The 25159-nt window shown below is 56.9% G+C and carries 31 protein-coding genes and 2 pseudogenes; 19 read left to right on the forward strand and 14 right to left on the reverse strand.

Translation table 11 applies throughout. From position 1 onward, the window contains the following. Positions 1 to 193 precede the first annotated feature (193 nt). Positions 194 to 271 (reverse strand): annotated as a pseudogene (locus QA609_RS22615) (IS6 family transposase); the annotation flags it as partial. Positions 272 to 337: 66 nt separating this feature from the next. Between QA609_RS22615 and QA609_RS22620 the strand changes: the two are divergent. The 3 genes from QA609_RS22620 to QA609_RS22630 are packed head-to-tail and all read left to right on the forward strand — an operon-like array spanning position 338 to position 1508. Then, positions 338 to 637: a hypothetical protein gene (locus QA609_RS22620; protein ID WP_278304885.1), complete on the forward strand. Its 300-nt coding sequence runs from the start codon at positions 338 to 340 to the stop codon at positions 635 to 637. A gap of 8 nt (positions 638 to 645) precedes the next feature. Further along, entirely contained in the window at positions 646 to 921 is a 276-nt protein-coding gene (locus tag QA609_RS22625) for a hypothetical protein (protein ID WP_278304886.1), read from the forward strand. Continuing rightward, positions 921 to 1508, forward strand: a complete 588-nt coding sequence (locus QA609_RS22630) for an FxLYD domain-containing protein (protein ID WP_278304887.1) — start codon at positions 921 to 923, stop codon at positions 1506 to 1508. The genes QA609_RS22625 and QA609_RS22630 overlap by 1 nt, the downstream gene beginning before the upstream one ends. A gap of 20 nt (positions 1509 to 1528) precedes the next feature. On the opposite strand, the gene QA609_RS22635 is transcribed toward QA609_RS22630, so the two are convergent. After that, positions 1529 to 2020 carry a winged helix DNA-binding protein gene (locus tag QA609_RS22635; protein ID WP_278304888.1) on the reverse strand — a complete coding sequence of 164 codons (492 nt, stop codon included), beginning with the start codon at positions 2018 to 2020 and terminating at the stop codon, positions 1529 to 1531. Positions 2021 to 2655: 635 nt separating this feature from the next. Here QA609_RS22635 and QA609_RS22640 point away from each other — a divergent pair. Further along, entirely contained in the window at positions 2656 to 4083 is a 1428-nt protein-coding gene (locus QA609_RS22640) for a twin-arginine translocation signal domain-containing protein (RefSeq protein WP_278304889.1), read from the forward strand. 25 nt (positions 4084 to 4108) lie between these two features. Here the strand turns inward: QA609_RS22640 and QA609_RS22645 are convergent. Next, positions 4109 to 4222 (reverse strand): annotated as a pseudogene (locus QA609_RS22645) (IS5/IS1182 family transposase); the annotation flags it as partial. 73 nt (positions 4223 to 4295) lie between these two features. Here QA609_RS22645 and QA609_RS22650 point away from each other — a divergent pair. Beyond that, positions 4296 to 4574: an amphi-Trp domain-containing protein gene (locus QA609_RS22650; RefSeq protein ID WP_278304890.1), complete on the forward strand. Its 279-nt coding sequence runs from the start codon at positions 4296 to 4298 to the stop codon at positions 4572 to 4574. A gap of 165 nt (positions 4575 to 4739) precedes the next feature. Here the strand turns inward: QA609_RS22650 and QA609_RS22655 are convergent, their stop codons facing one another. Then, the gene (locus QA609_RS22655; RefSeq protein WP_278304891.1) at positions 4740 to 5147 is read right to left on the reverse strand and encodes a hypothetical protein; all 408 of its coding nucleotides are present in this window, start codon (positions 5145 to 5147) and stop codon (positions 4740 to 4742) included. A 58-nt stretch (positions 5148 to 5205) separates the two neighbouring features. After that, the gene (locus QA609_RS22660; RefSeq protein WP_278304892.1) at positions 5206 to 5871 is read right to left on the reverse strand and encodes a helix-turn-helix domain-containing protein; all 666 of its coding nucleotides are present in this window, start codon (positions 5869 to 5871) and stop codon (positions 5206 to 5208) included. Between the two features lie 191 nt (positions 5872 to 6062). On the opposite strand from QA609_RS22660, the gene QA609_RS22665 reads away from it, so the two are divergent. From QA609_RS22665 to QA609_RS22675, 3 genes are all read left to right on the forward strand, one after another. After that, the gene (locus QA609_RS22665) at positions 6063 to 6707 is read left to right on the forward strand and encodes a helix-turn-helix domain-containing protein (RefSeq protein ID WP_278304893.1); all 645 of its coding nucleotides are present in this window, start codon (positions 6063 to 6065) and stop codon (positions 6705 to 6707) included. Positions 6708 to 6791: 84 nt separating this feature from the next. Continuing rightward, positions 6792 to 7142 (forward strand): HalOD1 output domain-containing protein, encoded by a 351-nt coding sequence (locus QA609_RS22670; protein ID WP_278304894.1) that lies wholly within the window; start codon positions 6792 to 6794, stop codon positions 7140 to 7142. After that, positions 7139 to 7324, forward strand: a complete 186-nt coding sequence (locus QA609_RS22675; RefSeq protein WP_278304895.1) for a hypothetical protein — start codon at positions 7139 to 7141, stop codon at positions 7322 to 7324. The genes QA609_RS22670 and QA609_RS22675 overlap by 4 nt, the downstream gene beginning before the upstream one ends. Positions 7325 to 7415: 91 nt before the next feature. Here the strand turns inward: QA609_RS22675 and QA609_RS22680 are convergent, their stop codons facing one another. Together QA609_RS22680 and QA609_RS22685 are read right to left on the reverse strand one after the other, a co-directional pair. Continuing rightward, positions 7416 to 8252: a helix-turn-helix domain-containing protein gene (locus QA609_RS22680; protein WP_278304896.1), complete on the reverse strand. Its 837-nt coding sequence runs from the start codon at positions 8250 to 8252 to the stop codon at positions 7416 to 7418. A 260-nt stretch (positions 8253 to 8512) separates the two neighbouring features. Further along, positions 8513 to 9010: an Lrp/AsnC family transcriptional regulator gene (locus tag QA609_RS22685; protein WP_278304897.1), complete on the reverse strand. Its 498-nt coding sequence runs from the start codon at positions 9008 to 9010 to the stop codon at positions 8513 to 8515. Positions 9011 to 9454: 444 nt separating this feature from the next. On the opposite strand from QA609_RS22685, the gene QA609_RS22690 reads away from it, so the two are divergent. Further along, positions 9455 to 9598 (forward strand): hypothetical protein, encoded by a 144-nt coding sequence (locus QA609_RS22690; RefSeq protein WP_278304898.1) that lies wholly within the window; start codon positions 9455 to 9457, stop codon positions 9596 to 9598. A 66-nt stretch (positions 9599 to 9664) separates the two neighbouring features. On the opposite strand, the gene QA609_RS22695 is transcribed toward QA609_RS22690, so the two are convergent. Then, positions 9665 to 9964: a hypothetical protein gene (locus QA609_RS22695; protein WP_278304899.1), complete on the reverse strand. Its 300-nt coding sequence runs from the start codon at positions 9962 to 9964 to the stop codon at positions 9665 to 9667. Between the two features lie 351 nt (positions 9965 to 10315). Between QA609_RS22695 and QA609_RS22700 the strand changes: the two genes are divergently transcribed. The 3 genes from QA609_RS22700 to QA609_RS22710 are packed head-to-tail and all read left to right on the forward strand — an operon-like array spanning position 10316 to position 15218. After that, a complete protein-coding gene (locus QA609_RS22700; protein WP_278304900.1) occupies positions 10316 to 10765 on the forward strand; it encodes a hypothetical protein in 450 nt (149 codons plus the stop codon). A gap of 23 nt (positions 10766 to 10788) precedes the next feature. Next, positions 10789 to 12114, forward strand: coding sequence for a hypothetical protein (locus QA609_RS22705; RefSeq protein WP_278304901.1), 1326 nt, complete (start codon positions 10789 to 10791; stop codon positions 12112 to 12114). Further along, positions 12111 to 15218: a TraM recognition domain-containing protein gene (locus tag QA609_RS22710; RefSeq protein WP_278304902.1), complete on the forward strand. Its 3108-nt coding sequence runs from the start codon at positions 12111 to 12113 to the stop codon at positions 15216 to 15218. The genes QA609_RS22705 and QA609_RS22710 overlap by 4 nt, the downstream gene beginning before the upstream one ends. A 70-nt stretch (positions 15219 to 15288) precedes the next feature. Here QA609_RS22710 and QA609_RS22715 read toward each other — a convergent pair whose 3' ends face one another. Beyond that, complete coding sequence (locus QA609_RS22715) at positions 15289 to 15483, reverse strand: hypothetical protein (protein WP_278304903.1); 195 nt, start codon at positions 15481 to 15483, stop codon at positions 15289 to 15291. 259 nt (positions 15484 to 15742) lie between these two features. Between QA609_RS22715 and QA609_RS22720 the strand changes: the two genes are divergently transcribed. Further along, positions 15743 to 16138 carry a hypothetical protein gene (locus QA609_RS22720; protein ID WP_278304904.1) on the forward strand — a complete coding sequence of 132 codons (396 nt, stop codon included), beginning with the start codon at positions 15743 to 15745 and terminating at the stop codon, positions 16136 to 16138. A gap of 8 nt (positions 16139 to 16146) precedes the next feature. Here QA609_RS22720 and QA609_RS22725 read toward each other — a convergent pair whose 3' ends face one another. Next, positions 16147 to 16698 (reverse strand): hypothetical protein, encoded by a 552-nt coding sequence (locus tag QA609_RS22725; protein ID WP_278304905.1) that lies wholly within the window; start codon positions 16696 to 16698, stop codon positions 16147 to 16149. A 232-nt stretch (positions 16699 to 16930) separates the two neighbouring features. After that, a complete protein-coding gene (locus QA609_RS22730; RefSeq protein WP_278304906.1) occupies positions 16931 to 17389 on the reverse strand; it encodes a response regulator in 459 nt (152 codons plus the stop codon). Between the two features lie 384 nt (positions 17390 to 17773). Here QA609_RS22730 and QA609_RS22735 point away from each other — a divergent pair, with 384 nt between their 5' ends. Next, positions 17774 to 19030 carry a transposase gene (locus tag QA609_RS22735; protein WP_278304907.1) on the forward strand — a complete coding sequence of 419 codons (1257 nt, stop codon included), beginning with the start codon at positions 17774 to 17776 and terminating at the stop codon, positions 19028 to 19030. 437 nt (positions 19031 to 19467) lie between these two features. Here the strand turns inward: QA609_RS22735 and QA609_RS22740 are convergent, their stop codons facing one another. Next, positions 19468 to 19827 (reverse strand): transcriptional regulator, encoded by a 360-nt coding sequence (locus QA609_RS22740; protein WP_278304908.1) that lies wholly within the window; start codon positions 19825 to 19827, stop codon positions 19468 to 19470. Between the two features lie 718 nt (positions 19828 to 20545). Between QA609_RS22740 and QA609_RS22745 the strand changes: the two genes are divergently transcribed. Beyond that, positions 20546 to 20869 carry a hypothetical protein gene (locus tag QA609_RS22745; RefSeq protein ID WP_278304909.1) on the forward strand — a complete coding sequence of 108 codons (324 nt, stop codon included), beginning with the start codon at positions 20546 to 20548 and terminating at the stop codon, positions 20867 to 20869. A gap of 104 nt (positions 20870 to 20973) precedes the next feature. On the opposite strand, the gene QA609_RS22750 is transcribed toward QA609_RS22745, so the two are convergent. Beyond that, positions 20974 to 21186 carry a hypothetical protein gene (locus QA609_RS22750; protein ID WP_278304910.1) on the reverse strand — a complete coding sequence of 71 codons (213 nt, stop codon included), beginning with the start codon at positions 21184 to 21186 and terminating at the stop codon, positions 20974 to 20976. Positions 21187 to 21539: 353 nt separating this feature from the next. Between QA609_RS22750 and QA609_RS22755 the strand changes: the two genes are divergently transcribed. The 4 genes from QA609_RS22755 to QA609_RS22770 all read left to right on the forward strand — a co-directional run bounded on the left by QA609_RS22755 (position 21540) and on the right by QA609_RS22770 (position 23934). Then, entirely contained in the window at positions 21540 to 21821 is a 282-nt protein-coding gene (locus tag QA609_RS22755; protein WP_278304911.1) for a hypothetical protein, read from the forward strand. Positions 21822 to 21921: 100 nt separating this feature from the next. Beyond that, positions 21922 to 22128 (forward strand): DUF4177 domain-containing protein, encoded by a 207-nt coding sequence (locus QA609_RS22760; protein WP_278304912.1) that lies wholly within the window; start codon positions 21922 to 21924, stop codon positions 22126 to 22128. Next, positions 22121 to 23143, forward strand: coding sequence for a hypothetical protein (locus QA609_RS22765; RefSeq protein WP_278304913.1), 1023 nt, complete (start codon positions 22121 to 22123; stop codon positions 23141 to 23143). Before QA609_RS22760 ends, QA609_RS22765 begins: the two co-directional genes overlap by 8 nt. A gap of 275 nt (positions 23144 to 23418) precedes the next feature. Continuing rightward, the gene (locus QA609_RS22770) at positions 23419 to 23934 is read left to right on the forward strand and encodes a hypothetical protein (RefSeq protein ID WP_278304914.1); all 516 of its coding nucleotides are present in this window, start codon (positions 23419 to 23421) and stop codon (positions 23932 to 23934) included. Positions 23935 to 24231: 297 nt separating this feature from the next. Here QA609_RS22770 and QA609_RS22775 read toward each other — a convergent pair whose 3' ends face one another. Then, positions 24232 to 25098 (reverse strand): transcriptional regulator, encoded by an 867-nt coding sequence (locus tag QA609_RS22775; RefSeq protein WP_278304915.1) that lies wholly within the window; start codon positions 25096 to 25098, stop codon positions 24232 to 24234. Between the last annotated feature and the right edge of the window lie 61 nt (positions 25099 to 25159).

Below are 25159 nucleotides of genomic sequence, written 5' to 3' on the forward strand. Positions count from 1 at the left end.
TATTACACTAATCGAGAAGGCGGACAGTTCCCGATAGCCGAAGTAGAGCGGAACATCCCCACCCGGTTTATCGATATCGAGCAGAAAATCGAAGAGGTTGATGACCAACTGAGAGCTATACAGAGACTGCTCCAAGAGCTCGAAGAAGTTCCCGCGGACTTTGACCTACAGTAGCCACAAGCGGCACTGTATAGTTCAGGACCTCCTGAGCTGACGTCCTTCCATCGAGCGACTGATGCGGTCTTTGGTGGTTATAATAATGCACGAACCGCCCTAACGGCACTTTCTAGTTGATCCAGTTTGAGAAGTGAGCAGGTCGTTGAATTGATTTGGACTAATGCTCGCAGACCTGCTCAGCGAGAGCGTCGCCGACTCCCGCGGGCCAGCACCGGTGCCGGACGACGCTCCTACTCTCGGCTATACACGGCTCTCCCAAGAGTCTGACCGTTCGACCACCGGTCAAAAAAAGACATTCGGGAGGTCCTGTGCCAACCACGACGTCGAGCTCGTCGGCCTGGCCGCATACCGGTACGCACAGGTCGGCGACGCTGAGATTACGGCCGATCTGGCAAGCAAGATCGAATACGCCGACCCGGAGGCCGACCTCGAAGGATCCGGTCAAGCCGACGGCGAATAGGTGGTGGATTGACGTCACTCTGGAACCAGACTGATACCAATACGACACGGGACAGTATTCTCAACGATGCTGAACAGAGCGAAGAAGACAACGCGAACGGCTCGGAGACCGACTCCGACACCGAGGCAGGAGACGACTCGGGAGGTGACGACCGCGTTCGCGTCACCCAGCGGATCCCGCAGGATCTCGCTGACGACGTCGATCGCGTCCAAGAGGAATACAGTCTGCCATCGCGAAACGTAACGATCAACTTCATGCTGAAACACGCGTCGAAGGATCTGTAATGCACCGCAGGGACGCGATCGCGGCCCTCGGCACCGGCGTGGTCGTTGCACCTCTATCAGGTTGTCTCGACTTCGCCGGCATGCGTCCGGACAGCGACGACAACAACGACCAGGAGGAAAAGCAAGACGACACCGACGAGAGTACTGCCGACACTGATCGCGACGACGACGACGACGAACCCGAGGCTGACGACTCGGAGGACGACGCAGAAGAAACCGATAAGACCGAGGACGGTGCCGGGGACGAAGAGCCACCGGACCCTGACGACGTCGAGCAGCGAGACGCCGACGAGGACGTCCTCGAGTTTGGCGGGCTCCGGATCACCGACTACGAAGAGCAACTCGAGGAGTTCGAATACGACGAGGAGATCAGCTATACGGGAGAGGTCGAGAACATCGGTGACGAAGCGTACGGGTCGGTGATGGTCGAAGTGAGAGTCTACAACGAAGACGGCGAGGAGCTAGGCAACCACCGCGATCTGACACCCGAGCTCGGCGCCGAAGAGACATGGCGCTTCGAGATAGCAGCCCACAGCCGACCCGAGGAGATCGCCGATCACGACATTGCTGTGGTCGGTGAGCAGTAGACACGAATCTCATTATACCCTCACTTGAGACTCTGTACATCTTCCCACAGCTTGCTGTTCGCGTCGCGCATGTCATCGATCCTCCCCTCGAGACGCTCGTTCTCCTCGGTGAGCTCGTCGACCTTCTCGACCAGCTTCTGGTTCTGCTGCTCGAGGCTCTCAGTTCGGGTCTCGAGCTTCTCGAATCGCCGGCGAATGTCTCGCGACTCGACGGGCGTCGTCTCGTAGTCTTCCAAGGCGACTTCGAGGACCTCTTTACCCTTATCGGTAATCCGGTAGGTATAGCCCTCGCGGGGGATTCCATCATGCTCGTCTCCGTCGGTCCGCTCGACGAGCCCAGCGCCCATGAGGTTCGTGAGGTGGTAGTTGGTGAGGCTCGATCCGATGTCGGTGTCGTCGGTGATCAGCGACTTCTTCACAGTCCCACCTCGATTCTGGATCGAGACCAAAATCCGGTGTGGCTTTTGTGATAGGTCTTCAACGATCTCGGCTGGTTTTTGTCCTGGCTCCATACGAATAGGTCAGCCTAGCTTACTAAAATACTTGCGACAGTTTTTGCATAAACGCGAGTTAGCGACAGTACTCTAGGCCGGCTACCCCCTCAATGCTAATCTCGAGAACACCACATTGAGGTCCGGGCGATAGCCTCGAGTGGACTATCAACGGAGCGAGAAGAGAGTGGGAGGGAAGCCTGGCTACAGCAGGTGCGATGACGAACAGAGCGGTGGGGCGCGACTAGCAAGAAGGGAAGCTCACCGAGCGCAGTGAGAGGAGAGCTCAGCGAGCGATAGCAGCGTGAATTTCATTTCGATGGCGGGGTGGACTACCAGACTGTGCACTAGCAGAATGGACTATCAATAGACTGGTAGATGGGGTGGACTACCACCTCGAGTGGAGGCACGCGATCCGAGGAGATCTGTGTTCTCGAGGTAGTGTCTGGGGGTCAGTTCTGACTGCAGCAGGTGGACTATCCACAGGAGCGAGCGCGGAGCGAAGCGGAGCGTGAGCGGGCAGTCGGTAGCGGTGTGGCGGCGTCGGCTCGAGGCGCAGTCACTGGACCACGCTGGGGTGGCTGTCGCGATCTCTGGCGTCACGAATCAGTTGGATCTCCGAAAATAATATTACTCTAAACCATGACTGAACACTTATGAAGGCCTCATATTCACGTCGAGATTTTCTAAGGGGAGGTGCGGCGGCGTCAGTGGCGGCGTTGGCGCCTCTGGCAGGGTGTATGGTCTTCGATGGTGGGTCCTCACTGGGTGAGGGAAATCCAGCCAATGCGGGGGCGACGAGTATCGACACCGACGTCGCGACGGCGTTGGATCCATCGGCCTACGAGGACCGATTCAGCAACGTGGTGGACATCACCGACGATCCTTACAACGCAGACCCCACGGGAGAGGAGCCAATCGGTGACGCACTCTCGATGGCGTGGGAGGACGACACGCTGATCGTCTTCCCGCAGGGGGAGTACAAAATGAACCAGGGGTTCCGACGAACGGGGTGGCGCGACGTCGGCCTGATCGGACAGAACGCGGTGATCCGGCACGGAGAGGTTGAAGCGATCCACGGCCACACCGTCGACGAGGGCGAGTACAGCGGCGGGACGATGTTGTTCCGGCTCGGGACGTTCAGCAGCCCACACGAGGGCGAGTTGGTGTTCGGCGGGTTCATCTTTGACTGGACCCGGGAGAACTCGGGAATGCGCGGCCTCTACGCGATCATCAACGATCGGGCTGAGATTCGGAACATCGCCTTTGCGGGGCTGCACGATCTCGGATCACACGGGAACATGCGGGTGGCGACCTCGTCACCGGACGCCTTCGCTCGAGTGAGCTCGGTCGATATGAGCGATGGAGGGATGCACTACGGCGACACGATCAACACGCGAGAGACAACCGACTACGCGGGGAACACGAACGAACATGGACTGGGTCAGTCGTGGTCGACGACGGGGATCGTGGGCCACACCGAGATGCAGGGGACGACGCTTTTCGAGAACTGTATCTGCGGTCCGTGGCCGGACAACGGGATGTACGTCCAAGGCGGTGGGCGGCAGATCATCCGGAACTGTATCGCGTCGAACTCGGGGACGGCTAACTTCCGGTTCAACAGCACGGACGAGTGGGAGCCGATTCCAGAACTCGACGAGAACGAGGACGGCGAGCTCACGCGAGACGGGACCTACCCAACGTCGACAGTCGAGAACTCGATCGCGATCGTCGACCGGCAGCCATTGGGGACGTACTCGAGCGGCCGATCAATCTGGCACTACTCGGGCGAGGGTCTGATCCGCGACTACGAGATTGTGATCTCACATGAGTCCGACGCCGGAGGGCCCGGAGGCAACTTCGCGATCGGAACGCGGTCGGGAGTGACCGAGTCGACGATCGAGAACTGTCAGATCACACTGCAGGCACCGGCGGATGCGTTCTACTCGGGGACGTCAGCGCCGGTAACGCTTCGGAACGTGGACATCGTCGCTGAGGGCTGGGATGCCGGATCAGCGCCAACGGACGTGATAGACGGCCAAACGCCGACGCTCGAGGATGTGACGCTGAACGGTTCATCTTGACAGTTAGGGCGTCATCGAACTCTTCTCACACCGTGATGGTTGCACTTCCCGAACTGTCCCCATGTTCAGAGTCTGTGGTTGCAATGACGAGGCGTAGACTCAGTACAAGGAACACGTGTGCTCGTGCGTAGACGCAGCCTCAGGCGCGTAGCGTCTTGTTGGCGTTTTGTCGTCCCCTCTGCATTAATAGCCTGGACATCGTAACCACGGGGATGCCCGAAGAAACATTGTTTGAGTCCGAGCGGGATATGGACACAACTGAAGTCGCACAGTACCTTCGAACGGTCGCAGAACATCTCGAATCAGGCGACGAATTCACTCTCGAGTCCGGCAGTGAGTCGGTAACACTCGCTCCACCGGGACGCGTTGAGTTCGAGGTTGAGGTCGAACGTGAGACATCGCGGTCGGGGGGCTCGTCGGAGATTGAACTCGAGTTCGAATTGGAATGGGACGAAAACGCAACCGATACCGGTGACCTCACTATTGAGTGAGGTTTTCACAACCTGAAGCCACACATCGTTTGTGACGGTGCAGACAGGAATATATCGGACGTAAGGGGCAACGGATCGCCAGGACTCACCATTCAGAGCAGAGAGGTACGACCTATTCTATGACACGCTCAACGGGAGCGACTCATCCTCAATCGAACTTGCCTCTCACTCGCGGACGTCGTACGGCTCAACTAACCTCAGTATCTTCTGTTCCAGTTCACCGCCAATAAACTGGATCTGACCCGTTTCAGTCTCATAGTCGATTATCCGAGCCTCCTCGAGTTTTGGAAGATGAGTATGGTGAAGTGCGATCCGGACGCGTTGTCGATGTTCGTCTGACTCCCGCTTCGCGTCTTCGTCTCGAACCCGGTCTGCAACGCGATCTACGAGCACATCGCCTTCCAATGTCTTCTCGGAAGCGTTGGTCACTACGTTGAGGATGGCGCGTCGGTGTTCGTTCGCTACTGCCGACAGAATCGTATCGGGGGAGATCGGCCTCTCATGCCCCGAAGAACCGGAAACCTCATCAGTTGACTGGATATTACGTGACCCCAGCTTTCGACTCTCATCCATACTCACCTAGCGTAGGCCCAACTGCCTGGTCCTGTCCCATGGTGTATAATGGAAACAGTCAGTCCACTTGTGCCTCTGACTCAGGAGTGAAAAGTGCGTACCTCCCAAACGTACCAATGGCACGACGCAGTCGCTCCGTCACTGCCTGATCGGAAATTCCGAGCTCGTTGGCTAACTCCGCGGTCGTACAGCCTCGTGGAATGTCGTAGTATCCCATTCGAATGGCAAGCATAAGCGCTTCTCGTTGGGGCTCACTCAAGCCGTACCACGGACCAGCCTCGGGATCCGTTGGATTGTATATACGGGTTATTTTCAGGGAGATGTGCGCGTCCTCACAACAGTCCTGGCACTGTCTCAATCCCTCGCGGCTCGAGAATCGTATCTCGAAATTCCACCCTTCCGGTGATCCAGTAGCACCCAGTATTTGCCCATCGTGTTCCAATATACACTGAAAAAGGTGGTCCTGACTCGCATCCCAGTCGAGCCTGATGAGCATCCGGTCGTCGAACACATCCATCTCCGTGACGCTGTTGACAGTTGGATAACGTTCGACGGTATCGAGAAAGCCGTTTTCGACCGGTTCGTAGACCCAAAAGAGTGGCACGGTGAGGTCCCCGCTCGGGACGAGCGTTTCGAGTTCGATTGCCGACGCTTGCTCTAGACTGAGGATTTGTCCGAGTTCAAAATCATCGGATGGGATACGAATCTCCGCTATTACACTCATGCTCGCTTGTGAGACTATATTAGTCGGTCCTACAAAAGAAGATAACATGGTGTACCATGGTCAATCGAATACCAAACGGACTCCCCGCTCGCAGCACACACTATCCGGGCCATCAACGGTGCGTTGGCTCGTCTCAAAGCCATGGTACACCACCCATTCCAGTTATTCGTCTGCTAGACGAAGGCTTTCGCATGGCGACTGTCATGGAGTTTACGAGTCCGGTAGCGGAGTTTCCACTGGGGAGTGTGTTCGAGAACTTGCCGGGTGTGACGGTCGAACTGGAGCGACTCATCCCACACGAGACGCTGATTATCCCGTACTTCTGGGTACGCGATGCGGAAACGGAGGACATCGAAGCTGCGTTCGAACAACACGCTGGCGTGAGCAACATCCGACTGGTCGATAGCGTCGAAGACGAGTATCTCATGCGTGCGGAGTGGGAGCAAGAGTACTTCGGCATCTTGAGTGCGCTTGCCGAGGCCAACGTCGTCGTGCTCTCCGGAATCGGTACGAAAGACGAGTGGCGATTCGAGGTGCGCGCCGAGAGTCAGGAATCAATCGCCGAGTTTCGAGAGTACTGCCAGGAAAACGACATTCCGATAGCGATCACCGCCGTCCACGCAATGCTTCCGATCCAGGGGGAAGGCTACGAGTTGACCGAGACCCAACGTGAGGCGCTGATATTGGCCTACGACCGGGGCTACTTCGACACCCCACGCGAGGCGTCGCTCGAAGAGATCGCTGGCGAGCTCGACATCACCCAGCAATCACTATCGTCACGCCTTCGACGCGGACACCGACGCCTCATTGGAGCGACACTCAGTAGTTCGGTATGATCGTTTGGATAAACCCCTTGTATTAAACCTCCTGTATAATCAGTACCCCTATTGAACCGACTCAGACGGCTAGAATTGGGCAAGATGGACACAAACGTATCTGGGGTTGAAGTCGAAGCGATTGAGTATTCTCAGGAATCGGCGACTGTTTGTATCCAGTTTAATCAAGAGAGGACACCCGCGAGCATGGCTGTTATCGCAACGCTGGCGGACGTAATGGACACTGATCCGGTTGAACTCGACCCGCTCCATTCTGCTGTTGACCCCGACGAATTAGATGCGCTCGTCCGCGTTCGAAACGAGACAAACGAAGATTCCCACGTTACATTCACGCACGACGGGCACGTGATAACCGTACACAGCTACGGTGTGATCACTATCACACCAGAACACGAACTCGCAGCGGAGAACTACGAAAGGGGCGCGGGAAGATGACTTCTGAGGAGACCTTGCTTACGTCGAAGGAGGAATTGAATGCGGAACTGAAAGCCCTCCTTCGCAGGGCCTACGAGAGTGGAATCGATGTGGAAGGCGGATTCGAATGTCGGAATGGTGTCGAACATCCTGACTGGGACGTGATCGTCACGGAAGTCGAAAAGAACGAGGATTCGGAATGACCGACCACGAGGGTTACTGGTTGTAGCAGATTGCAGGTCCATGAGAGGGAGACGCTGTAACGATGATCGCTTCCACTGCTGACGGTGCTGGTTAGTCTCCCACGAACTCTTTGGGATCATCGCTCGTCTCTAAGCCCGTCGCCATTAGCCGCCGGGCAATTACGACTAAGCCATTGGTGAAGCCCCTGCCGAACACTGCTCTTTCAGTTTCAGCCGCATCCGAAGCAGCCTCGTGCACCGTACTGACCAGAATCGTGTTGCGGTCAATCAGAATCAGTCGGCTGATCGTCGTGTCATCGGTACTATCTGTCGAAGTACTGCTCAGCCATTCCAGCTCGGAAACGAACACGTTAGCGTCAGGAAGCGCCTGCTGAACGGTATCACGGAGGTGTTCAGAGATGGTCCCAACGACAACCGTAATGCCCGTCTCCTGGGCCGTTTGGAGGTGCGTGACCAACTCCTCCGTGAGAACATCTTCATGGCCTACGACAAACACAATCTCTTCTCCAGCCCCATCGATAAGTTGCTGGGTGCGAGTTGCGATCGCTGTCTGCCCCGTTAGCGCCCAGACTTCGTGCGACACTTCTTGGTCGTCGCCTACTGGTGCTGGGTCGATCCCTTCGACTGCCTCGACGAGTGACTCCATCCGTGATTCGTACTCTTGACGCAGTGTCTCGGCTCCTTCATCGATCGGGACGGCCCGAAACTGCTTGGGATTCGAGTGCTGGATCTGCACAAGTCCTTTCGTTTCCAGCACGCGAATCGCATCGTACACACGTGTCCGAGGAACCTCAGAGGTTTTGCTGATCTCTTTGGCCGTTCCTTTTGGCATCCGTGATAAGGCGACGAAGCACTTCGCCTCGTACTCTTTTAGGCCAAGTTGCTGGAGCAATTCAACCGCTCGTTGGTGATTAGATAATTCGTTCATGGGTCCCAACCATGGTACCGGCGTGGCCGGTACTCTCTCCGGCATTGTTTCGGCACGAACAAGAGCGTTCTTGTGAAGCCGATCGATCTCGACTGTGTTCCACACTGACTTCGAGTCGCTCAGTACTTATGAATCCTATTTGAATGTCAGTAATCAGTTTGTGATTACAGCAGGTATAGTGATAAATAATTCAGGAAAGTCGAATCTATTGCTGTGGAAATCGGAATATCGGCGAGCATAACTGCGGATATAACACCTTGTTACTCATCGTCAGCGTCTGTGGTTCCCTCGTCCAACTCGGTAAACTGGAAGTGATTGAACGGTTGCATCTGTCGGCGTTTCATGAGTTCAGAACTCTCGATTTCGAGCCCTAGTTCGTGGATCGCATCCGAAATACGGGAAATACCGGTCGTATCCGTTGCGACGATCTCGACGTGGACGTTTCGCCGCCCCGTCATCATTTCGCGGACATCAACCACGCCTTGGACGTTCAAGACCTCGTCTGTTAACTCCTCCCGTCGAGTTGCCTGGGCGGTACAGACAAAGAGCACGCGTAAGGGGAGATTCGCCGCCTCGTAATCGATTTCTGGGTGATACCCCCGGATGATGCCGTCAGATTCAAGCTGGCTAATTCGATTGCGAACGGTGCTAGGTGAGACGCCGATCGTCTCACTGATCTCTTGAGCGGTCGTGTTGCGAGCTTCCCGTTGCAGCATATACAGGATGCCTTTATCGACTTCGTCCAGTTCTCGGCCCATAGTGCACCTACGATACCACGGTCTATGTACCCCGATGCCGCCAGTTGGACGCAGAACGGCTAAGCAGTGTTAGTATCTGAGATGGTCACCCAGATAATCACAGTAAGATTATACCGATCTACTCCGTACGCTCAGGTGGCACGGAGCTCAATAGGGTCCCAACCACTGATCCTCCGTGCCACTGCTGTACAACCACCTCAGTTTCTACACATTTCGAGACGATAGCGGGCAGTGAGTCTACTACATCGAAAAAAGACAAGCTGTGTTGTGCAGTCACCACTTCTTGGTGAGCGGCTCCTAATTCATGCTGCATTCCGCCGCTGTGTATTGTTAATCCTGTGTGGAGAAAATCTATTTATAAAGTGAGGTTATACTGTGGGCTATAGAGAAATGCCGGGGCTACTCACACGATCGAATGCCGCCGCTGCGAGGTTCACCGCAGTGATGACGTTCATAGCCGCCTACACAGCGTTTGCGTCGTCCGAGCTCCTCTCAGCGCTCACCCTCGCCGTCGCCGGCGTGGCCCTGTGGGTTCTCACCGGGGACCCGTACAACCACGGCGCGCTTCGCCGCGTTTCGGGGGTGTGATCTGGATGGTTCTTCTGATCCTCGGCGTCGGGTTCGGCCTCTCGTAGAAAAAAGTAGATGCCCTGGTTATTCGTCCTCGAGATCGCGAGCAGCGTATAGAAGCATCCCCTTCCAGGTGAATCCGTGGTGCTGCCGAGTCTCATTTAGCTGTTCGTACTGACCGTCGACTTCGGCTTCTGGTGAGCCGAGACTACGGTGAGTGTGCATAAGGAGTCCGCGCCAAGTGAGCCCGTTTCGGTTCTTGAGCTCGTCGAGACGTTCGTACTGGTCGTAGGGCATCTCGACTGAAACGTATCGCTTCTTTTCGGAACCCGACACCTCGATATTGATCGATTTAGGTTCGTTCTCGTTGTTGGAGTCCGTCATAGTGTCCACCTGTATTCCTGTACCTGAAACTGAGTATATGCTGTGCTGTGTAACACAATATGCTGAGTTGAAGCCTTGTTATATAAAATCCCACTTGCCGAGGTGGCTGGAGTGTACAACAGATTTATTATCTAGGATATGAATAGCCGGTGTATGGGATCACTGAAAGCGTGTTTCAGAATAAGTGAATTGTGGGTCTCAACTGTTGGGGACACAGATGACTAAACAAGCACCTAGTACGGATGACAGTAGGGATCGCACGGTGTTTCAGAAGCTCCTGCTGTGGGTCCTTCGGTCGGCCCACGAGAGTCGCCAGGAGCTCGAGGAGCTCAGAGACAACCAGAGGCACACGTGAAGTCGCTGTCACAGAAGTACCGCCACCACCGCCACTGGGATCTGTCGATCGGCGCCGGTACGCAGAGTCACAAGGACTTCTTCGGCACCGATGGCGAGGGCAACGTTCACCTCACCGACAACGCCGAGGTGATGCTCGAGCTCTCGTCGATGGAGACCTACCAGTACGTCGAAGGGATGAACCAACAGTGGGGCAAGCGCTTGGGGCTCTCGAAAGACGAAGCTGAGTTGATCGACAACCTCCAGAAGGGGAATCTAGCGGATGGGTTCTCCGAGGTGCTGCTTCGGGTTGACGATGAAGGCTGTTACCCCGGGCGTGTCCGGATGGATCACGATCAAAACCCGCGAGAGGCGGTTGCGTTGATGTACGACCCCTCTGAGCACGGCGAGGACTACGAGGCGTACCTCAAGCAGTACGACGACGCCTGTGAGTGGAGGTGGAGCTAGATGGGACTCGGGAATCGAACCGTGTGTCCACGAGGCAGAAGCTCGGGCTTGGCGACGGTTACGAAGCTCTCGAGGTCACGCCGGAGCTGATCGAGCAGCTGTACGGCGAGCTCCCGGAGCGCAAGTCGATCGCCGTACAGCCGAGCAAGGACGGTGGCGGGCCGAAGGACGCAATCGACCTGCTGACGGCCGTCCACAATCCCGGTCGCGGCGGCATCTTCGGATCCGCAGACGGGCCGACCCACTCGTTCGAAATGCGCTACATCAACGGCCTGGTCGGGTTCCAGTGGGTCATGGCGACGACCGAGGCACAGAAGCAGATGCAGCGCCAGCTCGAGACGTTCTATCCGGACGCGCATATCGACGTCTCGGAGCACGACCGACCAGCACTGTTGCCCCTCGAGGAAGGTCGCTACGTCGCCGGCGCCTATCTTCGACTCCGGAAGCGTTCGGATGGCAAGCACCTGTATCCGATCAAGCACATGGACATTGAGGGGTTCGAAAACGATCCCTACGGCTCGATTACCGCCGAGATGATCGGTGAGCGAGAGTCCGATACTGAGACCGATCTCTCCGTCCAGACGATCTTCGAGCCGGCCCCATCCGATTGGTGGAAAGGCGGGTTGTTGTCGTCCTCGATCGACGATATCGCTGACGAACTCAAGAGTCCGCGGAAGGATGAGTCGTTCCTCCATGCGCTAAAGTACGAGCTGTTCCCCGAGAAGTACGAACTCGTCGGGCAAGAGCGGGAGGCATCGAACAAGGACAAGCAGGCATCGAACATCGTTCGCGAACAGCGTGGCGAGAAGGGGTTCCGGCTGAACCTACGGATCATCGGGGTGTCCGACGATCCCGACACGGCCGTCCGGCGTGTCGCAGAGACGGCCCAACAGTTCGACGGCTACTACGAGAGCAAGACCGAACAGGGCTTCGAGGTCGTCCCGCTGTACGACAAGCCGTTGCTGACCGAGCTCGAGCGAGCCTACGGGCGTACTCGTGCGGATCGGAAGATGATCATGGGCGTCCGCGGCGCCGCCGGCCTGATCCACATCCCGAACGACGACATCAACACCCAGGACGTCGACTGGTCGCTGACGTCCCACGCCGGCGACGTCCCGGCGAACGCGCCACGGTTCTCCGAGTACCACGATCCCGAGACCGTCCCGTGGGAGAAAGAGCTCCGATCGGTCGGCCTTGAGAACGCCGACCACTGGGAGTATGACATCCCAGCGACCTGGACCGACCCAGAAGAGTATGACGGCTGGAACCCCGGCACCGATCGCCAGGAGGGCAGCGACGATCGCGAGCTAGATCGCGACCAGGAGCGAGAGCAGGAGGTGTCAGCATGAGTCTACCTTTCGGCGACGACGGTGAACCAGTTGAAGAGACCGAAAAATTCGGCGCCCGGATCGAAGGCGAAGACGACCCATCAGATCCAGTTTTGCTGAACAATAAAGAGTGGGCCATCGAGCGCTACGATCCAGTCGAAGAGGAGATTGAGACCTACGCCGGTGCCTGGCCTCGAGCGATGATCGAGAACGCACAGGCGGAGCCCCGGCAGCCGCTGTGGATCGGCGTCTCGGAGAGTTCCGGTCGCGAGGTACCAGTGGAATTCGACCGACTCTTTCGGCATGTCTTCTACGGTGGCTCGACGGGGACGGGGAAGACGACGAAGATGTACAACGACGCCGTTGCACTCATGTACGCCGGTCATGGCGTCACGATCATCGACCCAAAGGGGGACGACATCTACGACCTGCTCCGGCGCGTCCCTCGCGATCGCTGGGACGACGTGATCTACATCGCGCCGGGCGACGACTTCCTCGAGAAGTCGGTCGGGTTCAACCTCTTCGAGACCTACCATGAGCCCGACGAGACCGGGTTCAACGAGGAAATCGAGGGGATCGTCGACGACTTCAAGGAGCTGCTCAAGGCTGGCGACTTCTGGGGGAACCGGATGGACCGCGTTATGAAGACGATGGTCCGGGGGATGATTCGCCACGAGTTCGAGTTCACGCCCCTCGAGCTGTACTACGCGCTCCTGGACGAAGAGAACCGCCAGCAGTACGCCGACCTGATCGCGTCGGCCGACGACGACGACATTGCCTTCATCGAGGTCTACACTCGCCAGATCGCCGAGCACCTTACAGAGCAGGAACTCGACGCGCTCGTGGGTCGGCTCAAGGACTGGGTGGAGAACCCGATCACTCGCCAGATCCTGGCACAACGAGAGTCCGACGTCTCGATCGCTGAGGCGGTCAACGAGGGCAAGATCATCATCTGCAAGAACGACCTACCCGGCGAGGCGAAGAAGATGGTCGCGACGGCGGTCATGCGCCGCGTCTGGACGTGTGTGAACGATCGGATCAACCCCTCGGAAAAGAAGGTCCGCGAGCTCGCCGGTGCGAGCACGTCCGGTGGCGACTACAACCCGTACTTCCTCATGATCGATGAGTGTGACGATGTCCTCACTGAAGCATCACAAACTGATAAGATGCTCACGAAGGCTCGTTCGAAGAAACTTGGACTACTGTTGGCGACGCAGACGCTCCATCAGTTGGATGCCGAGGCTCAGCAGGCGATCCTGTCGAACTGCAACACGCTGGTCTCGCTGAACCCGCTGCTGCCGGACGAAGCTCGAGCGCTAGCGGATCGCTTCGGCGGCAAGGACCCACAGGACCTCACGCAGATCCCCGACTACCACGCACAGACGAAACTGCGGCATGAGGACGACTCGTTCATGGCGAAGCTGACGCCGCCGTACCCGCCGCTGCACTCGATCGAGGAAGCGTTTGACCTGATCCAGCAGTCGACCGAGCGCTACGGGATCGAGCGACAGTCGGGTCGGGAGATCCTGGACAACCTCTTCTTCGCCGACACCGGGCAGTCGGAGGCAGGCAGCGCTGCCGGCCGAGAGAACACCGAAGCCGACATTGATGAGCCGATGGACGTCGACGACGTCGAAGCTGCCCAGACGGCGCTCAAGGCGATCTACGACGAGACGATCCGCGCCGAGTCGGACTTGGTCGAGACGTCGGCCGCAGAGCAAGCGGTGACCGACGCGACTGGCCTCGAGTACACGCAGGCGTCGAACATCGTCGAGCGTCTCGAGGCGGTCGGGGCTCTCGAGCAACGGAGCACGAGCGACGGCCTGGAGATCTCAGTCACGCCCGATGGCCGCGGTCAGATCGGCCTCGAGACCGGCTCCGGTGGGTCGGGTGGGAAGAGCAAGCACCGCCACATGCTCCGTGAGGTCTACGAATGGGGCACCCGCACCGGCTACGAGATGGAACTCCCGACCCAGGACGGCGACGAGCTGCCCGACGCGGTTGGGAGGGTGCCGCCGGCGGTCGTGCCTGATGGTGATCTCTCGGAAGACGAGCGCAAGCAGATCGTTCGCTCACGTCTCGAAGAGGAGTACCCAGAGATCCTCGAGCTCTCGGGGGCGGACACGCTTTATATCGAAGCCGAGTCAAAGGGGCTCTCGAAGCCAGGCGGACCGATCAAGAACGCGGCGAAGGCACCGGGTCCCGAGCAGCTGCTCTTCGTCGTCGGTGACGGCGGCGATGACGGATTGACGAATAACGCCGAGCGACTCGCGGCGATCTTCGGCGCCGACGGCAGCAACCCGTTCGTGTCGACGCGCACGCCGGTGGACGCCGCTCGGAAGTTCTACACCCGTAGTCAGCTCGAGATGGCCCGCGACGACACTGGGGTTGAGAAGCTTGCACTCGTGTCAGGCGATGTCTCGACCGAGTGGGTCGAGCTCGAGGGTGGTTCGATCGTCTGCCGCGATCGTGACAGTGGCGAGACCTACCTTCAGTTCGACGGGCCCGAGGACTACCGTGAGCGAGATCCCAGCGATGCGCCGACGACCGTCCACTACGACCCGGAGGACAGCAACTACGTCGTCGAGCAAGGTGGCAAGGTCGAACGGAAGTACGGCGCGAAGAGCCCACTCACCGACGACTGGACCCGGATCTACGAGCCGGTCGTCCCCGAGGCGATGTTCCACGAACAAGGCTACGACTCGGTCCCCGACCCCGAGGCGTTCCGGATCGCTATCGTGCCGAACGACGATCGCGATCTTGAGAGCGACCCCGAGCTGCTAATTTTCGACGTTGACAGCGGAGAGGCGGTCCCGATCGACGGCTGGCTAGCCGGTTCGACCGACGGTGTCGAGACAGCCGATCCCGAGCTCGAGGGAAGCGATTGCGGCGAGGGCGACGTCGAGGTCGATGTTGATGGAGACAATCGCGGCGACGGAGGTGACGACTCGGCGGCCGTAGAGCCGCTTCGAGAGCCAGAAGATTCTGCACCCGTACCTGAACCGCCGGACCCTGAGCAACCGTCCAAAGCCCCTGCCGAGAGTGGTGCCGAAGAGACGTCAGAGAGCGGCGACGACCGGGACACCGATGGTGATGGCGCGGGGAATCCCTTTAGCAGCGTGTAGCTGTGGGGGTTGTCATAATCGGTTCGCATAGCCCCCTCCAACTACCCGACAGACCGTACGTACAGGAAATCTACTGAGCGTCTTTCGGATGGATATACGAACCTTCCTCAGCACGAACCCACATCGTCTGTAGCTCTTCGTCTGTTGCATTTTCTGGAAATAATACACATTCATCAGCTTCTTGTGAGTTTTCGATTAGAACCTGAAGGAGTTCGAATCGACTCGAAATGTCGTTTGAGATGTCGTCTCCGGTCGATTTAGTCATATTACGCCACCCGACACCCGCCCTATAGAAAAATGTTACATATGATCAATTGCCTATAGCTATTAAAAGCAACAATAGTAGTTCTAGTAGGTTCCTTTGATCGGTCGATACGCACATCTACTGAAATAGAGATGAGAGCAACCTCACGACTCGCTGTTCACCTCGGCCAAGTAGGAAGCGAGGGCGTCCCATCCTCCCATTGGATCGCCTCTACCGCCGTTGTGAACTGCTGTAGTCGGTCATCGAGGATGGCGAGTGGATGCGCATCGAGAAACGTCGCGCGATGCCGATCGACAGGCGTATCTTCATAATTAAGTTGGATGTGGCAGGGCCCGAGATCCGGATGATCGGCGTCCTGATGGAAGCCAAGCATCAGGTTCCGCTCTGGTTCGACCCAGTTGATGCGATAATATTCGTGGTCAACGCCGGCGGGGTACCAGAAGCGAATCTCCAGTCGTGCAGTCTCCGCGTCGTAGGAGTCACTCAGGAACGTGGTCGGATCAACATCCGTGATGACGTACCGCGGTCGTCGTCGAGACGGGTGATACCGCGCGTTATCACACCCTGCCTGCCTTGTCAACCGGTCGTGAATGTCCTGGAGGAGGGTTCGCTGTGTATAGCGGTCGCGGCCGGCAAGAAAGATCATTCTGTGTGAGGAGAGGATTAGCTCGTGGCGCGGTCGGTCACGTCGGTCATCTGTTCGCGAGCGGCTTCAACGTCAGAGTAGAGTTCCAGTGCGTGCTTGATGAGTCGGCGATCCTCCTCGTTCTCGCGCCAGAACGCGATGACGTCGCGGCGTTCGCGGAGCTCGGCACTTCCAAGGTCGCCGTCGGCGAGCGACTGTTCAAGATCCTCCCACGTCTCGACATCGTAGGTCGCCTGCCACTCCTCGATCTCCTCGGTGATCGCGGCCAATTCGTTACGAAGCTCTTCGCGCGTGTTCTCCTCGATGAGCGTGCGGATTTCCTCGAAGAGCAGTCGCGTATAATCCGGCTGATAGAGTGTCGTCTCGCCAGCCTCGACGCGGCGCAGCTGTCCCTGGTCAACAAGATCCTGGAGTTCCTCGTTGGTCGTACTCCAGGCGGCCTCCGCCTGCTCACTGATCCAGTTGATTGAACGGGGTTCGCGAAGCGTTTCGGCAACGGCCCGAATGCGTTCGCGGGCGCTCGTCGACTCGGTCCATGACTGAACCCCATCGCGCGGAGGCTCGGACATACTGAACACCTCTATCAGCAACGTTCGCGCCTTGTCCTCATATATGTTTGTACCCTCTTGTATAGTCAAGAGGCGATCGCGAGCGTAGGCAGCCGGACGTTGAAATGCGATATCGACAGAAGCTACGAGCTGAAAAAGCCGATACAGAGACAGTGCGAATTGAACGCGGTGTAGTTCGTACTGTCTTCGAGTCGTGCTCAAAGACTCGTATATCGAGTCAGCAGTAGGAAACTCAGTTATCTGTCGACTCCTCTTGAACGAGCGCCATCCAAAACCCCTCGATTTCCTGTGCGAATTCGATATAATCCTCTGGTTCGACTGGTTTTTGGACGTAGTGATCCGCATCAAGCCCGTGCGATTTGACGATGTCCTTGCCCATTTTCGAACTCATGAGTACGACGACAGGAATCTCACGCAATGTGGGCTCATCATCCAGTTCGGTCAATACGTCTATGCCGCTTTTTCCGGGTAATTTCGGCTCGAGCAGGATGAAGTCAGGACGCGGATGATCCGTATACTCGCCACGCTGGTTGACGAAATCAAGGGCGGCGTCAGCATCGGAGACGGTGTAGAGGTCGTTCTTCAGTTCTGCGTCCTTGAATGATTCCGTAAAGAGGCGCGTATCCCCGGGATTTGGCTCAACCAGTAAAATTGTGACCAACTGATCGTTCTGCTCATTGTCTGAAGCCATTATGAGCTATACTCGGTGAGCGGGTAAAGAACCATGGACAATGAGATTGGTCTGTCTTTTGTCTGTACGTACCGCTCGCCGGGTATTCTAGGAGGGATATACGAGCCGTTCTCTGACACCTTCTATCTTTAAACAGCGAGAGAATCCCGCCGTTTACGGCGGGCGTGAATCGCGTCACTTGACTACGCAACCCACAGACTACACCAGTCTGAATACCAAACGGAACCTATTAGTGCCAAGAAAACGTACAAATGATTGTGCGAACTGAAATCGATATGGAGCGGGGGAGCGACCTCCATGAACGAGTAAAAGACTACGCCCGCGACAATGGCATCCGACATCCTCGCGCCTACGCTGAACTAATCGAGAAAGGATTAGACACCAGTGACGACGATAACTAAGACGATTCAAGCGACGTTCGCCCCACCGACAGCCCACAAGCAGTCGAAACTCAACGACCTACTCGAAACCTACCGTGACGGTCTGCAAGAGGCGTTCGACGCCGGGGCAAGCACCATGTCGTCAGTGAGCGATATCGTGACGCCCTACGAGCTTCCGTATCAAGCGAAAGCTGCCCTGTGCAACTACGTCCCGAAACTCCGCAAGACGTACAACGCCAAGGGGTTGGACGACGAACACCCGGTGCGACTCACGAATCAAGCTGCGAAGTTCGACCACTCCGACGAGCGTGAATACGAGTTCACATGGTGGGTTCCCCGTCCCGGTCGAGGCACGAACTTCTGGATACCGCTCCGCATCAACCCCGAGCAGGAAGACCTCTGGCACGACCTCGTATCGGAAGACGCGAAGGCAGGCGAGATACGGCTTCAGAAGCACCGGAAGAACTGGGTACTGCACGTCACCATCGAGTACCCGGTCGATGAACCAACGACAGACGGTGACGCCACGCACATCGGCTTAGACATCGGAGAAACCGCCCTCATCACGGGCTGTGCCCTCAAGGACGGTTCTCCGACTGACCCGTTCGTGTGTAGCGGAAGTAGAGCGAAGCATCTCCGAAAAGAGATGCACACCACCCTGAAACGCCTCCAAGAGCGTGACGCATCCGAGTGGCGGATTGAAGATCGCTTCTCGCACTACCAGAACGCGCTCACTGACATCGTGGAGAAGGCGTCTCGACAGGCCGTCGAGTACGCCCGACAGTTTGAGAATCCGGTATTGGTGATGGAGGATTTGACGTACATCCGAGAACGACTCGACTGCGGGAAGTACATGAACCGTCGCCTTCACTCGTGGGCGTTCGCCCGGCTCCAAGGGCGCATCGAAGACAAGGCGACGGAAGCAGGTATCCCGATCGAGTACGTGAACCCAGCATACACCTCGAAGACGTGCCACTCGTGCCACCACATCGGTCGGCGGGACTCCCAAGCCGAGTTTCGGTGTCCGAACGATGGCTGCCACGTTTCGTCGTTTCAGGCCGACATCAACGCTTCCGCGAATATCGCACGACGGATTGACCCGTGGGGAGAGAGCGTCCCGCTTGACAAGGCGGAACGCGATGACTCGCCACGGGATGGGCGCGGTTGTGACACCGTCACGACTCACCATGAGAAGAGCGTACAAGCGCAGATGAAGCTCACGGCCTACGAAGAGTCGAAACCCTCTACCAGCGACGACTAACTGGTATTCCCCATGCGTGGGAAGCCTCGCCGTTTACCGCGAGGAGGATGTCACATGGACTTGCTTTCCAAGGGTACCGTCGCTGTCGTCATCTGGGGCTCATCGATGAGACCTTTTTGAGAGCCAGGACAGCCTACGCTACTGAATTGAAAACACGAGAGAACGGCTTCCCGTCATAGCTCTACCTTGTGGCCAGAATCACTTAAAGGAACGATGGAGTGGAAAACTGATCCAATTTCCGAGGGGGGCCTCTATCAATAGGTAGGCTGGTACCACAGCACCTGCGGTAGTCTCGTTGCGAAGCCCCGATACGGGGCTCGACAACCCTACTCAGGGTCGTTGCCGACTAACAGCCCGAAGCCCGCGCCCCACACCTAAACGTTGATACAGAGCGGAGTCGTACTGTCGACTGTTCGTAGGAGCCCATGACTCGAGATTCAGGACGGTGACCCAGGAAGCTTGTCTCGGTGTTCATCAACCAGTACCGTTAGCGGTTCGATTTCGTCAAAGTTCGGTCCCCGTCGAACCTCCCCAGCCTCTTCCTCCCACTCAATATATCCTACTGTGCTCAACTTTGGAAGATGAGTATGATGCAACTCGAGTAATACCGATTCTGTATATTCAGTTTTCCACTCTATATCTTCAAGAGCAACAGCCTCGGTCTTCTCTGTAGTATTCTTGCTTAACGATTCGAGAAGTTGTCGTCGGAGGTTGTTGCTAAAGAGAGTAAGTGCTTCATCCAATTTGCAGGCTGATTCTATCTTTTGTCGAGACTTATTACCCTTGGCCCATGACATCAGCCCACACGACAATACCGGGCCATATATATCTTCTGGCCAACACGTTTCGACTCCTGTCGAACTACAGTGTTGCAATTGCAGTACCTGGACGGTAGGATTGTATCTGCCAACGTTATCTGTGCGTTAGAAGGCCCAAATCGGCACTTCTTGTATCAGTCAGACTCCGCTATCGATATCTCAGTAGAGTCTTCAAGTAAAATCGTAACATCATATCCAACGTACTGGAACTGAATTTGTGCGGAATTTTGAAGGTCAAGTTGGGAAGATTTAAATAATGCGTCGAGCGCATCCACATTCACATACGATTGGAGCGGCGGTAATTCGATAGGGTCCTTGTTTGACCGCTCTGCGACTTGTTCGACGACGCGTATGCTAATGGGGTGAGACTCCATTGAAGACTTTGAACTCATTTACTTCCACTTATTGATACACCGACAGTGGATAATTGGTTGGCATGGATTATCATACCGGTATTTTAGTGAGGTTTATATTGGTATAGAGTCGATGAATCGAACGGATGAGTACCGCGTTTGCCCTTATATTCGTCCAGAGGTGTCGCTAGTTCTTCGGGTATGAATTTATGGACTATATCGAGTGGTTGGATACTCGAGCGCTCAATTCGTGAGAGGAAGGTGGACGACTATGCAGAATCTATGGACTCAGATTCGCATGTGCAGGCCTTCGATCTATCCTCTTCCGAGAGCCATGATACTGTATGTCAGACGAGGCTTCTAGAGCCTTGTCGAAGGCTCTCCGACGACAGGTGTTGAGTACCCTACTCGAGCACGAGGACGGAATTGATCTGGATAGTCTCGCCGATGAGAACCTAGTCGTTGCAAGCCAGTGGGAACAAAATCAGATCGTACTGTATCATAGCCACCTCCCCAAACTGGATGATCTAGGATTCATTCATTGGAAGCCGGAGACACAGAGAATAGAACGAGGCGAACGATTCGATGAGATCCGAGCAGTGCTTGATACACCCGATGTTGGCGATGACGACAGCTTCTCTTCTCCAACCAGTCTCGTGTTTCCGTGAATTAGGTGAGCTGCTAGGCCCGCTTGGCGAATTCTGGGTCGACGCGTTCGTAGTCGACTGAGAATCGAGCCAGTGCGACAGCGATTAGCAGGTCGGCTTCGCGATCATCCAGAGGGATGACTGTCGCTGGCCGCGACTTCCGATATAAAGATGCGGTCACTCCTCGTCATCCACGCCGTCGCGATCGCGTCGAGCCTGCCGACCAGCCGGCACATCAGGCAATCCTCGCGCTGGTACTCGCCGGCGTGCTCGCTGTTGATGTGCTCGGTGAACTCCTCTCGAACGCCGAAGGCCTCGAGCAGTCGGGGGACGGACACTCGTCGATCTCGACAGCGTTGTCGTCGGATTCAGCCGCCGACTACGTCGGCCTTTCGGATAGGAATTGAAGGTGTGTTTTCACTTTGCATGCGGGGTGTAGGAGCTAGAAATCTCACTCTCCAAGTGGGTATTGGCCACCATCATAGGTCTGCCATTGTCCGCGAACCAGTCAACACACCGCTCGCACAGCGGATCGTCTTCGAAGTCCATCATAACGTCTCGGTTCCACAGCGCCAACACTCAGTCATCGGTCGCGATCATCCGAATCGAGTTTCAGGCACAGCGAGTTCCCAAGCGTTTCGTTTGGTCCGTCGACGATGGCCGCGCAGAGCAGCGGGACACCGTCACCGGAATGAATTTCGAGCTCGCATTCCTGGAGATCAACCTCTGGAGAGGCGTTGCGCTCCTTGAGATTAATGTCGGAAGTGCTATCCAGGCACTTCGCCCACAGATACACTTCGCCGGCGGGATGGGTCTCACCGGCGGGGGCGTGGATCGCCGTGTTCCGGTAGATCCTTTCGTCGATCTCAACCTCGAGGCAGCCGGATACCTAGATCGCCACCAGCGGGTAATAGCGACCGGCGTGAAAGCCCTACTCAAGGCCAACATAGACACCCTCGTCAACGACAAGTAGTTGCCGTTCGGTTCTGAGTCCGTGCAGTTGACCAATTCTTGAGTCACCGCCAACGAGTAGTAACGCGAACCCTTTTTTGCCGAATCGTCGGTATACGAGTATGACGACGGACCGAGGAACCGTCTGGAAGTACGAGACAGTCCGGCCACCCCGCGAGGCGACGATGGAGGAAGCAAGCGATCCAAAGGAACTTCTCAACGAGTATGGGCAGGAGGGCTGGGAGTTCGTCAGTACGATCGAGTACACCGGCGGTGGTACCAAGTACCTCGTGTTTAAGCAGCCGGCAGACGGTGGCGGCGATGAGTAGCGAGGAGGACGACGATCAGATCAGCACTGCGGACACGATGCGCGAGCGGGCTGACGAGAGCAAGCTCAAGCTCTGGCTGCTCCTCGGCGCGAACCGACAGCTCGTCACCGGCGTGCTCACGGCAGCGTTCTTCGGACTGTTCATGCTCGGGAGCCTCCTCGAACCGACGCTCTCGGACCTACTTCAGGACCCGGGCGTCATCGAATCGCTGTACGCGCAGATGATCGGCGCGCTGATCACGGGCGTCACCCTCGTCGTCACCATTAGCCAGCTGATCATCTCCCAGGAAAACGGCCCGCTCGGCGAGCAGCGAACCCGGATGAGCGAAACGCTGGACTTCCGGGACTACATCAAGGAGCTTACCGACAAGCCGGCACCGGCCGATCCGTCGGCGTTCCTCCGAGAGATCATCGACGCGACCCAGCAGCGCGCGAATACCCTTGATGAGGCTATGGAGTCGACGGACAATGAAGACCTCAGAGACGAGGTCAACGAATTCGTCGACAGCATCACCGGCAACGCCGAGACCGTCCGCGAGAAGCTCGACGGCGCGAAATTTGGCACCTTCAGCGTCGTTCACGCCTCGATGGACTATAACTACTCCTGGAACATCTTCCAGATCGAACGCCTGCTCGCGGACTACGAGGACGACATTGACGAGGAACAACGCGACGCCCTCGAGGATCTCCGGACTTCCTTTGCGATGTTCGGTCCCGCTCGAGAGCACATCAAGACGCTGTACTTCCAGTGGGAACTGATCAACCTCTCGCTGTACATCCTCTATGCCGCGATCCCGGCGCTGCTGGTCTCAGGGCTGATGCTGACGTTCGTCGACGCGACGACGTTCACTGGGATGATCCTCGGGGTCGAAACGCTGCTTTGGGTCGTTGCGATTACCTTCACGATCACGCTCGTGCCGTTCTTCCTGCTGACCTCCTACATCATGCGAGTCGCGACGACCGCAAAGCGGACCCTCGCGATCGGACCGCTGATCCTCCGAGACTCTCAGCGCTGAGCCCGGCTACCCGATCGACACCGACGTTTTATTGGCGTACGGTAATACACGACAAAGACATACCGAGTCAGTGCCAAACACGAAATGCGAATCTATTCCTGACTCGGTTGTATAGTCCCGTGATGGGTATTTACGCCCAGGGCACCACGGAACGGACGATGGCTACAGAGCCTGGATAGAGCACGCCGACTCCAGGCATTTCGCAGTCTCTGGATTAGAACAGTTGTCAGAGCCAGTGGGGATATTAATATGTTTGTACCCGCTCTTGTAACGGAGTGGCTAACCTGATTACCGAATTCGCCGATTACGACTCATTTGCCCGTGAGTGGCATTCAGATACCCTCACCGACTACGATGTCTCTCTCGAAGATGCTCGGGAACGGGGACTTCTCAATGAACAGAAGACCCGCCAACTATGGCAATTGTTAGGGCTCCTTGATACCGGTGAGCTTTTTATTCAACTGCCGGAGTGGTTAGCCATCGAGAAGGTTGGGTCCAAGGATAGAACTACATCCACCATGTTCGTTGGATACGTCTCCAGAGAGACCGAGGACGCAATTCTGTTCAAAGAGTCCGCAGCGGCCCAGCCATTGCTGCAACTCGCACATAAGATTCACTCACTCGAAAAGGGGGTTGCAAATACAGAGGCCGATACCGACCGCCACGAACGGTCAGAGAAGCGTCTTCGAGAACACTATCAAAAGTTTAGCAACCGAGATAACCTTCCTAGCCTCTCCGATGAGTGGCTTCCAAAAAGCCAACTCATAACGGCTGTTCAGCGGTGTGAATAACTCGAATTTCAGAATTCATAGTAAAATGACTGTCGTTGTAGCGAGTTTTTTGAACTGCCCTATGATTTACCAGACCGGTACTACTTGATCCGATGCACCGCATTTCTCTGGGAAGGCTGTGCGAACTACATCCCGCGGATTTCGCTCTCCCAAGAGTCTGACCGTTCGATCACCGGTCAAAAAGAAGACACTCGGGAGTACTGTGCCGACCATGACCTCGAGCTTGTCGGGATCCTCAACGAGGGAACGGGTGTAGACGATCGTCATTGTTCCGCGAGAGACGGTTCGAGGACCCACTCAGTCCGTCTCGACATGGTCGTGGTCGTCGATCGGTTCCGACCGATCCCGGTACGCCTCGAAGATGCGCTCGGCCCAGCCGCGAGCGATCGCAGAATCGGAGTCGACGAATACGCGCATCGTCCCGGTATCCTCGTCGTAGCTGGCGACGCCGACCCGATCGTCGAAGATGGCGAGTCCGTATGGAAGCGCCTCGCGGGTTCGAAGCGTTAGATGGCCCGCGTCGATGGCGTCGCGGACCTGCTCGGGGTGGGTCTCGAAGAGGCTGTCGACGACGTCGGGCAGGTAGATGAGGTCGGTCTCGGGACCCTTGAAGGGGTTCTCTGAGCCCGCACCCAATTCGAGTGGGAGCATGTGGGTCGTATTGAACCCGCGGAGGGTGTCGCTCTCGCCTAGCAACTGGGCAAATCGCGTCATCGGCGCATACGGGTCTTCAGGCGTCGCTGTGGTGACCGTCCCGTCGGCGAACGGAGCGACGACGAACTCCCGGTGGGATTTACAGATCGACTCGAGCAGCGGGGCAAGCACCGTCGCCGCTCGCAAGTCGCGTTCGAGTCGGACCACCGCGTCGGTATACGCCTGTCCCTTACCGGTCAGCGTAAACCGGTTGTCAACCCGCGTCGCGAGATCGTGGTCGTCCAACCAGCGCGTGAACCGATGGCTCGTCGCCCGCGAGACGTCGAGTCGGGCCTCGAGATCGATCCTGTCGAGCGGTTCAGTCGCCAGCACCTCGAGGACTTCACGGTGCCGGATCACGTCAAGGAGTTCGTCGGAGGTCAGCCGCGATCCGAGTTCGTAGGCCGAGACCGGATTCGAATCCACCTCGAGGGTCGTTTCTAGGATTTCGTCAAGAACGGACTGTGTCATTGTACTCACCTGACCGCCGATCGGCTACTGGAGCGTAGGCGTCTCACGAGCCTATTCCTGT

The sequence above is a fragment of the Natronococcus sp. A-GB7 genome, from assembly GCF_029688865.1.
In the GTDB taxonomy this organism is placed as follows: Archaea; Halobacteriota; Halobacteria; order Halobacteriales; family Natrialbaceae; genus Natronococcus.

What these genes read in the sequence shown, in the direction of transcription:
- QA609_RS22650 (WP_278304890.1), top strand. Translation starts at nt 4,296, where the DNA reads ATGCCCGAAGAAACATTGTTTGAGTCCGAGCGGGATATGGACACAACT.
- QA609_RS22620 (WP_278304885.1), top strand. Translation starts at nt 338, where the DNA reads ATGCTCGCAGACCTGCTCAGCGAGAGCGTCGCCGACTCCCGCGGGCCA.
- QA609_RS22660 (WP_278304892.1), bottom strand. Translation starts at nt 5,871, where the DNA reads ATGAGTGTAATAGCGGAGATTCGTATCCCATCCGATGATTTTGAACTC.
- QA609_RS22730 (WP_278304906.1), bottom strand. Translation starts at nt 17,389, where the DNA reads ATGGCTTCAGACAATGAGCAGAACGATCAGTTGGTCACAATTTTACTG.
- QA609_RS22685 (WP_278304897.1), bottom strand. Translation starts at nt 9,010, where the DNA reads ATGGGCCGAGAACTGGACGAAGTCGATAAAGGCATCCTGTATATGCTG.
- QA609_RS22755 (WP_278304911.1), top strand. Translation starts at nt 21,540, where the DNA reads ATGAATTTCGAGCTCGCATTCCTGGAGATCAACCTCTGGAGAGGCGTT.
- QA609_RS22775 (WP_278304915.1), bottom strand. Translation starts at nt 25,098, where the DNA reads ATGACACAGTCCGTTCTTGACGAAATCCTAGAAACGACCCTCGAGGTG.
- QA609_RS22680 (WP_278304896.1), bottom strand. Translation starts at nt 8,252, where the DNA reads ATGAACGAATTATCTAATCACCAACGAGCGGTTGAATTGCTCCAGCAA.
- QA609_RS22695 (WP_278304899.1), bottom strand. Translation starts at nt 9,964, where the DNA reads ATGACGGACTCCAACAACGAGAACGAACCTAAATCGATCAATATCGAG.
- QA609_RS22720 (WP_278304904.1), top strand. Translation starts at nt 15,743, where the DNA reads ATGCGCATCGAGAAACGTCGCGCGATGCCGATCGACAGGCGTATCTTC.
- QA609_RS22635 (WP_278304888.1), bottom strand. Translation starts at nt 2,020, where the DNA reads ATGGAGCCAGGACAAAAACCAGCCGAGATCGTTGAAGACCTATCACAA.
- QA609_RS22740 (WP_278304908.1), bottom strand. Translation starts at nt 19,827, where the DNA reads ATGTCATGGGCCAAGGGTAATAAGTCTCGACAAAAGATAGAATCAGCC.
- QA609_RS22690 (WP_278304898.1), top strand. Translation starts at nt 9,455, where the DNA reads ATGACGTTCATAGCCGCCTACACAGCGTTTGCGTCGTCCGAGCTCCTC.
- QA609_RS22630 (WP_278304887.1), top strand. Translation starts at nt 921, where the DNA reads ATGCACCGCAGGGACGCGATCGCGGCCCTCGGCACCGGCGTGGTCGTT.
- QA609_RS22670 (WP_278304894.1), top strand. Translation starts at nt 6,792, where the DNA reads ATGGACACAAACGTATCTGGGGTTGAAGTCGAAGCGATTGAGTATTCT.
- QA609_RS22640 (WP_278304889.1), top strand. Translation starts at nt 2,656, where the DNA reads ATGAAGGCCTCATATTCACGTCGAGATTTTCTAAGGGGAGGTGCGGCG.
- QA609_RS22765 (WP_278304913.1), top strand. Translation starts at nt 22,121, where the DNA reads ATGAGTAGCGAGGAGGACGACGATCAGATCAGCACTGCGGACACGATG.
- QA609_RS22665 (WP_278304893.1), top strand. Translation starts at nt 6,063, where the DNA reads ATGGCGACTGTCATGGAGTTTACGAGTCCGGTAGCGGAGTTTCCACTG.
- QA609_RS22760 (WP_278304912.1), top strand. Translation starts at nt 21,922, where the DNA reads ATGACGACGGACCGAGGAACCGTCTGGAAGTACGAGACAGTCCGGCCA.
- QA609_RS22655 (WP_278304891.1), bottom strand. Translation starts at nt 5,147, where the DNA reads ATGGATGAGAGTCGAAAGCTGGGGTCACGTAATATCCAGTCAACTGAT.
- QA609_RS22710 (WP_278304902.1), top strand. Translation starts at nt 12,111, where the DNA reads ATGAGTCTACCTTTCGGCGACGACGGTGAACCAGTTGAAGAGACCGAA.
- QA609_RS22715 (WP_278304903.1), bottom strand. Translation starts at nt 15,483, where the DNA reads ATGACTAAATCGACCGGAGACGACATCTCAAACGACATTTCGAGTCGA.
- QA609_RS22745 (WP_278304909.1), top strand. Translation starts at nt 20,546, where the DNA reads ATGTCAGACGAGGCTTCTAGAGCCTTGTCGAAGGCTCTCCGACGACAG.
- QA609_RS22725 (WP_278304905.1), bottom strand. Translation starts at nt 16,698, where the DNA reads ATGTCCGAGCCTCCGCGCGATGGGGTTCAGTCATGGACCGAGTCGACG.
- QA609_RS22675 (WP_278304895.1), top strand. Translation starts at nt 7,139, where the DNA reads ATGACTTCTGAGGAGACCTTGCTTACGTCGAAGGAGGAATTGAATGCG.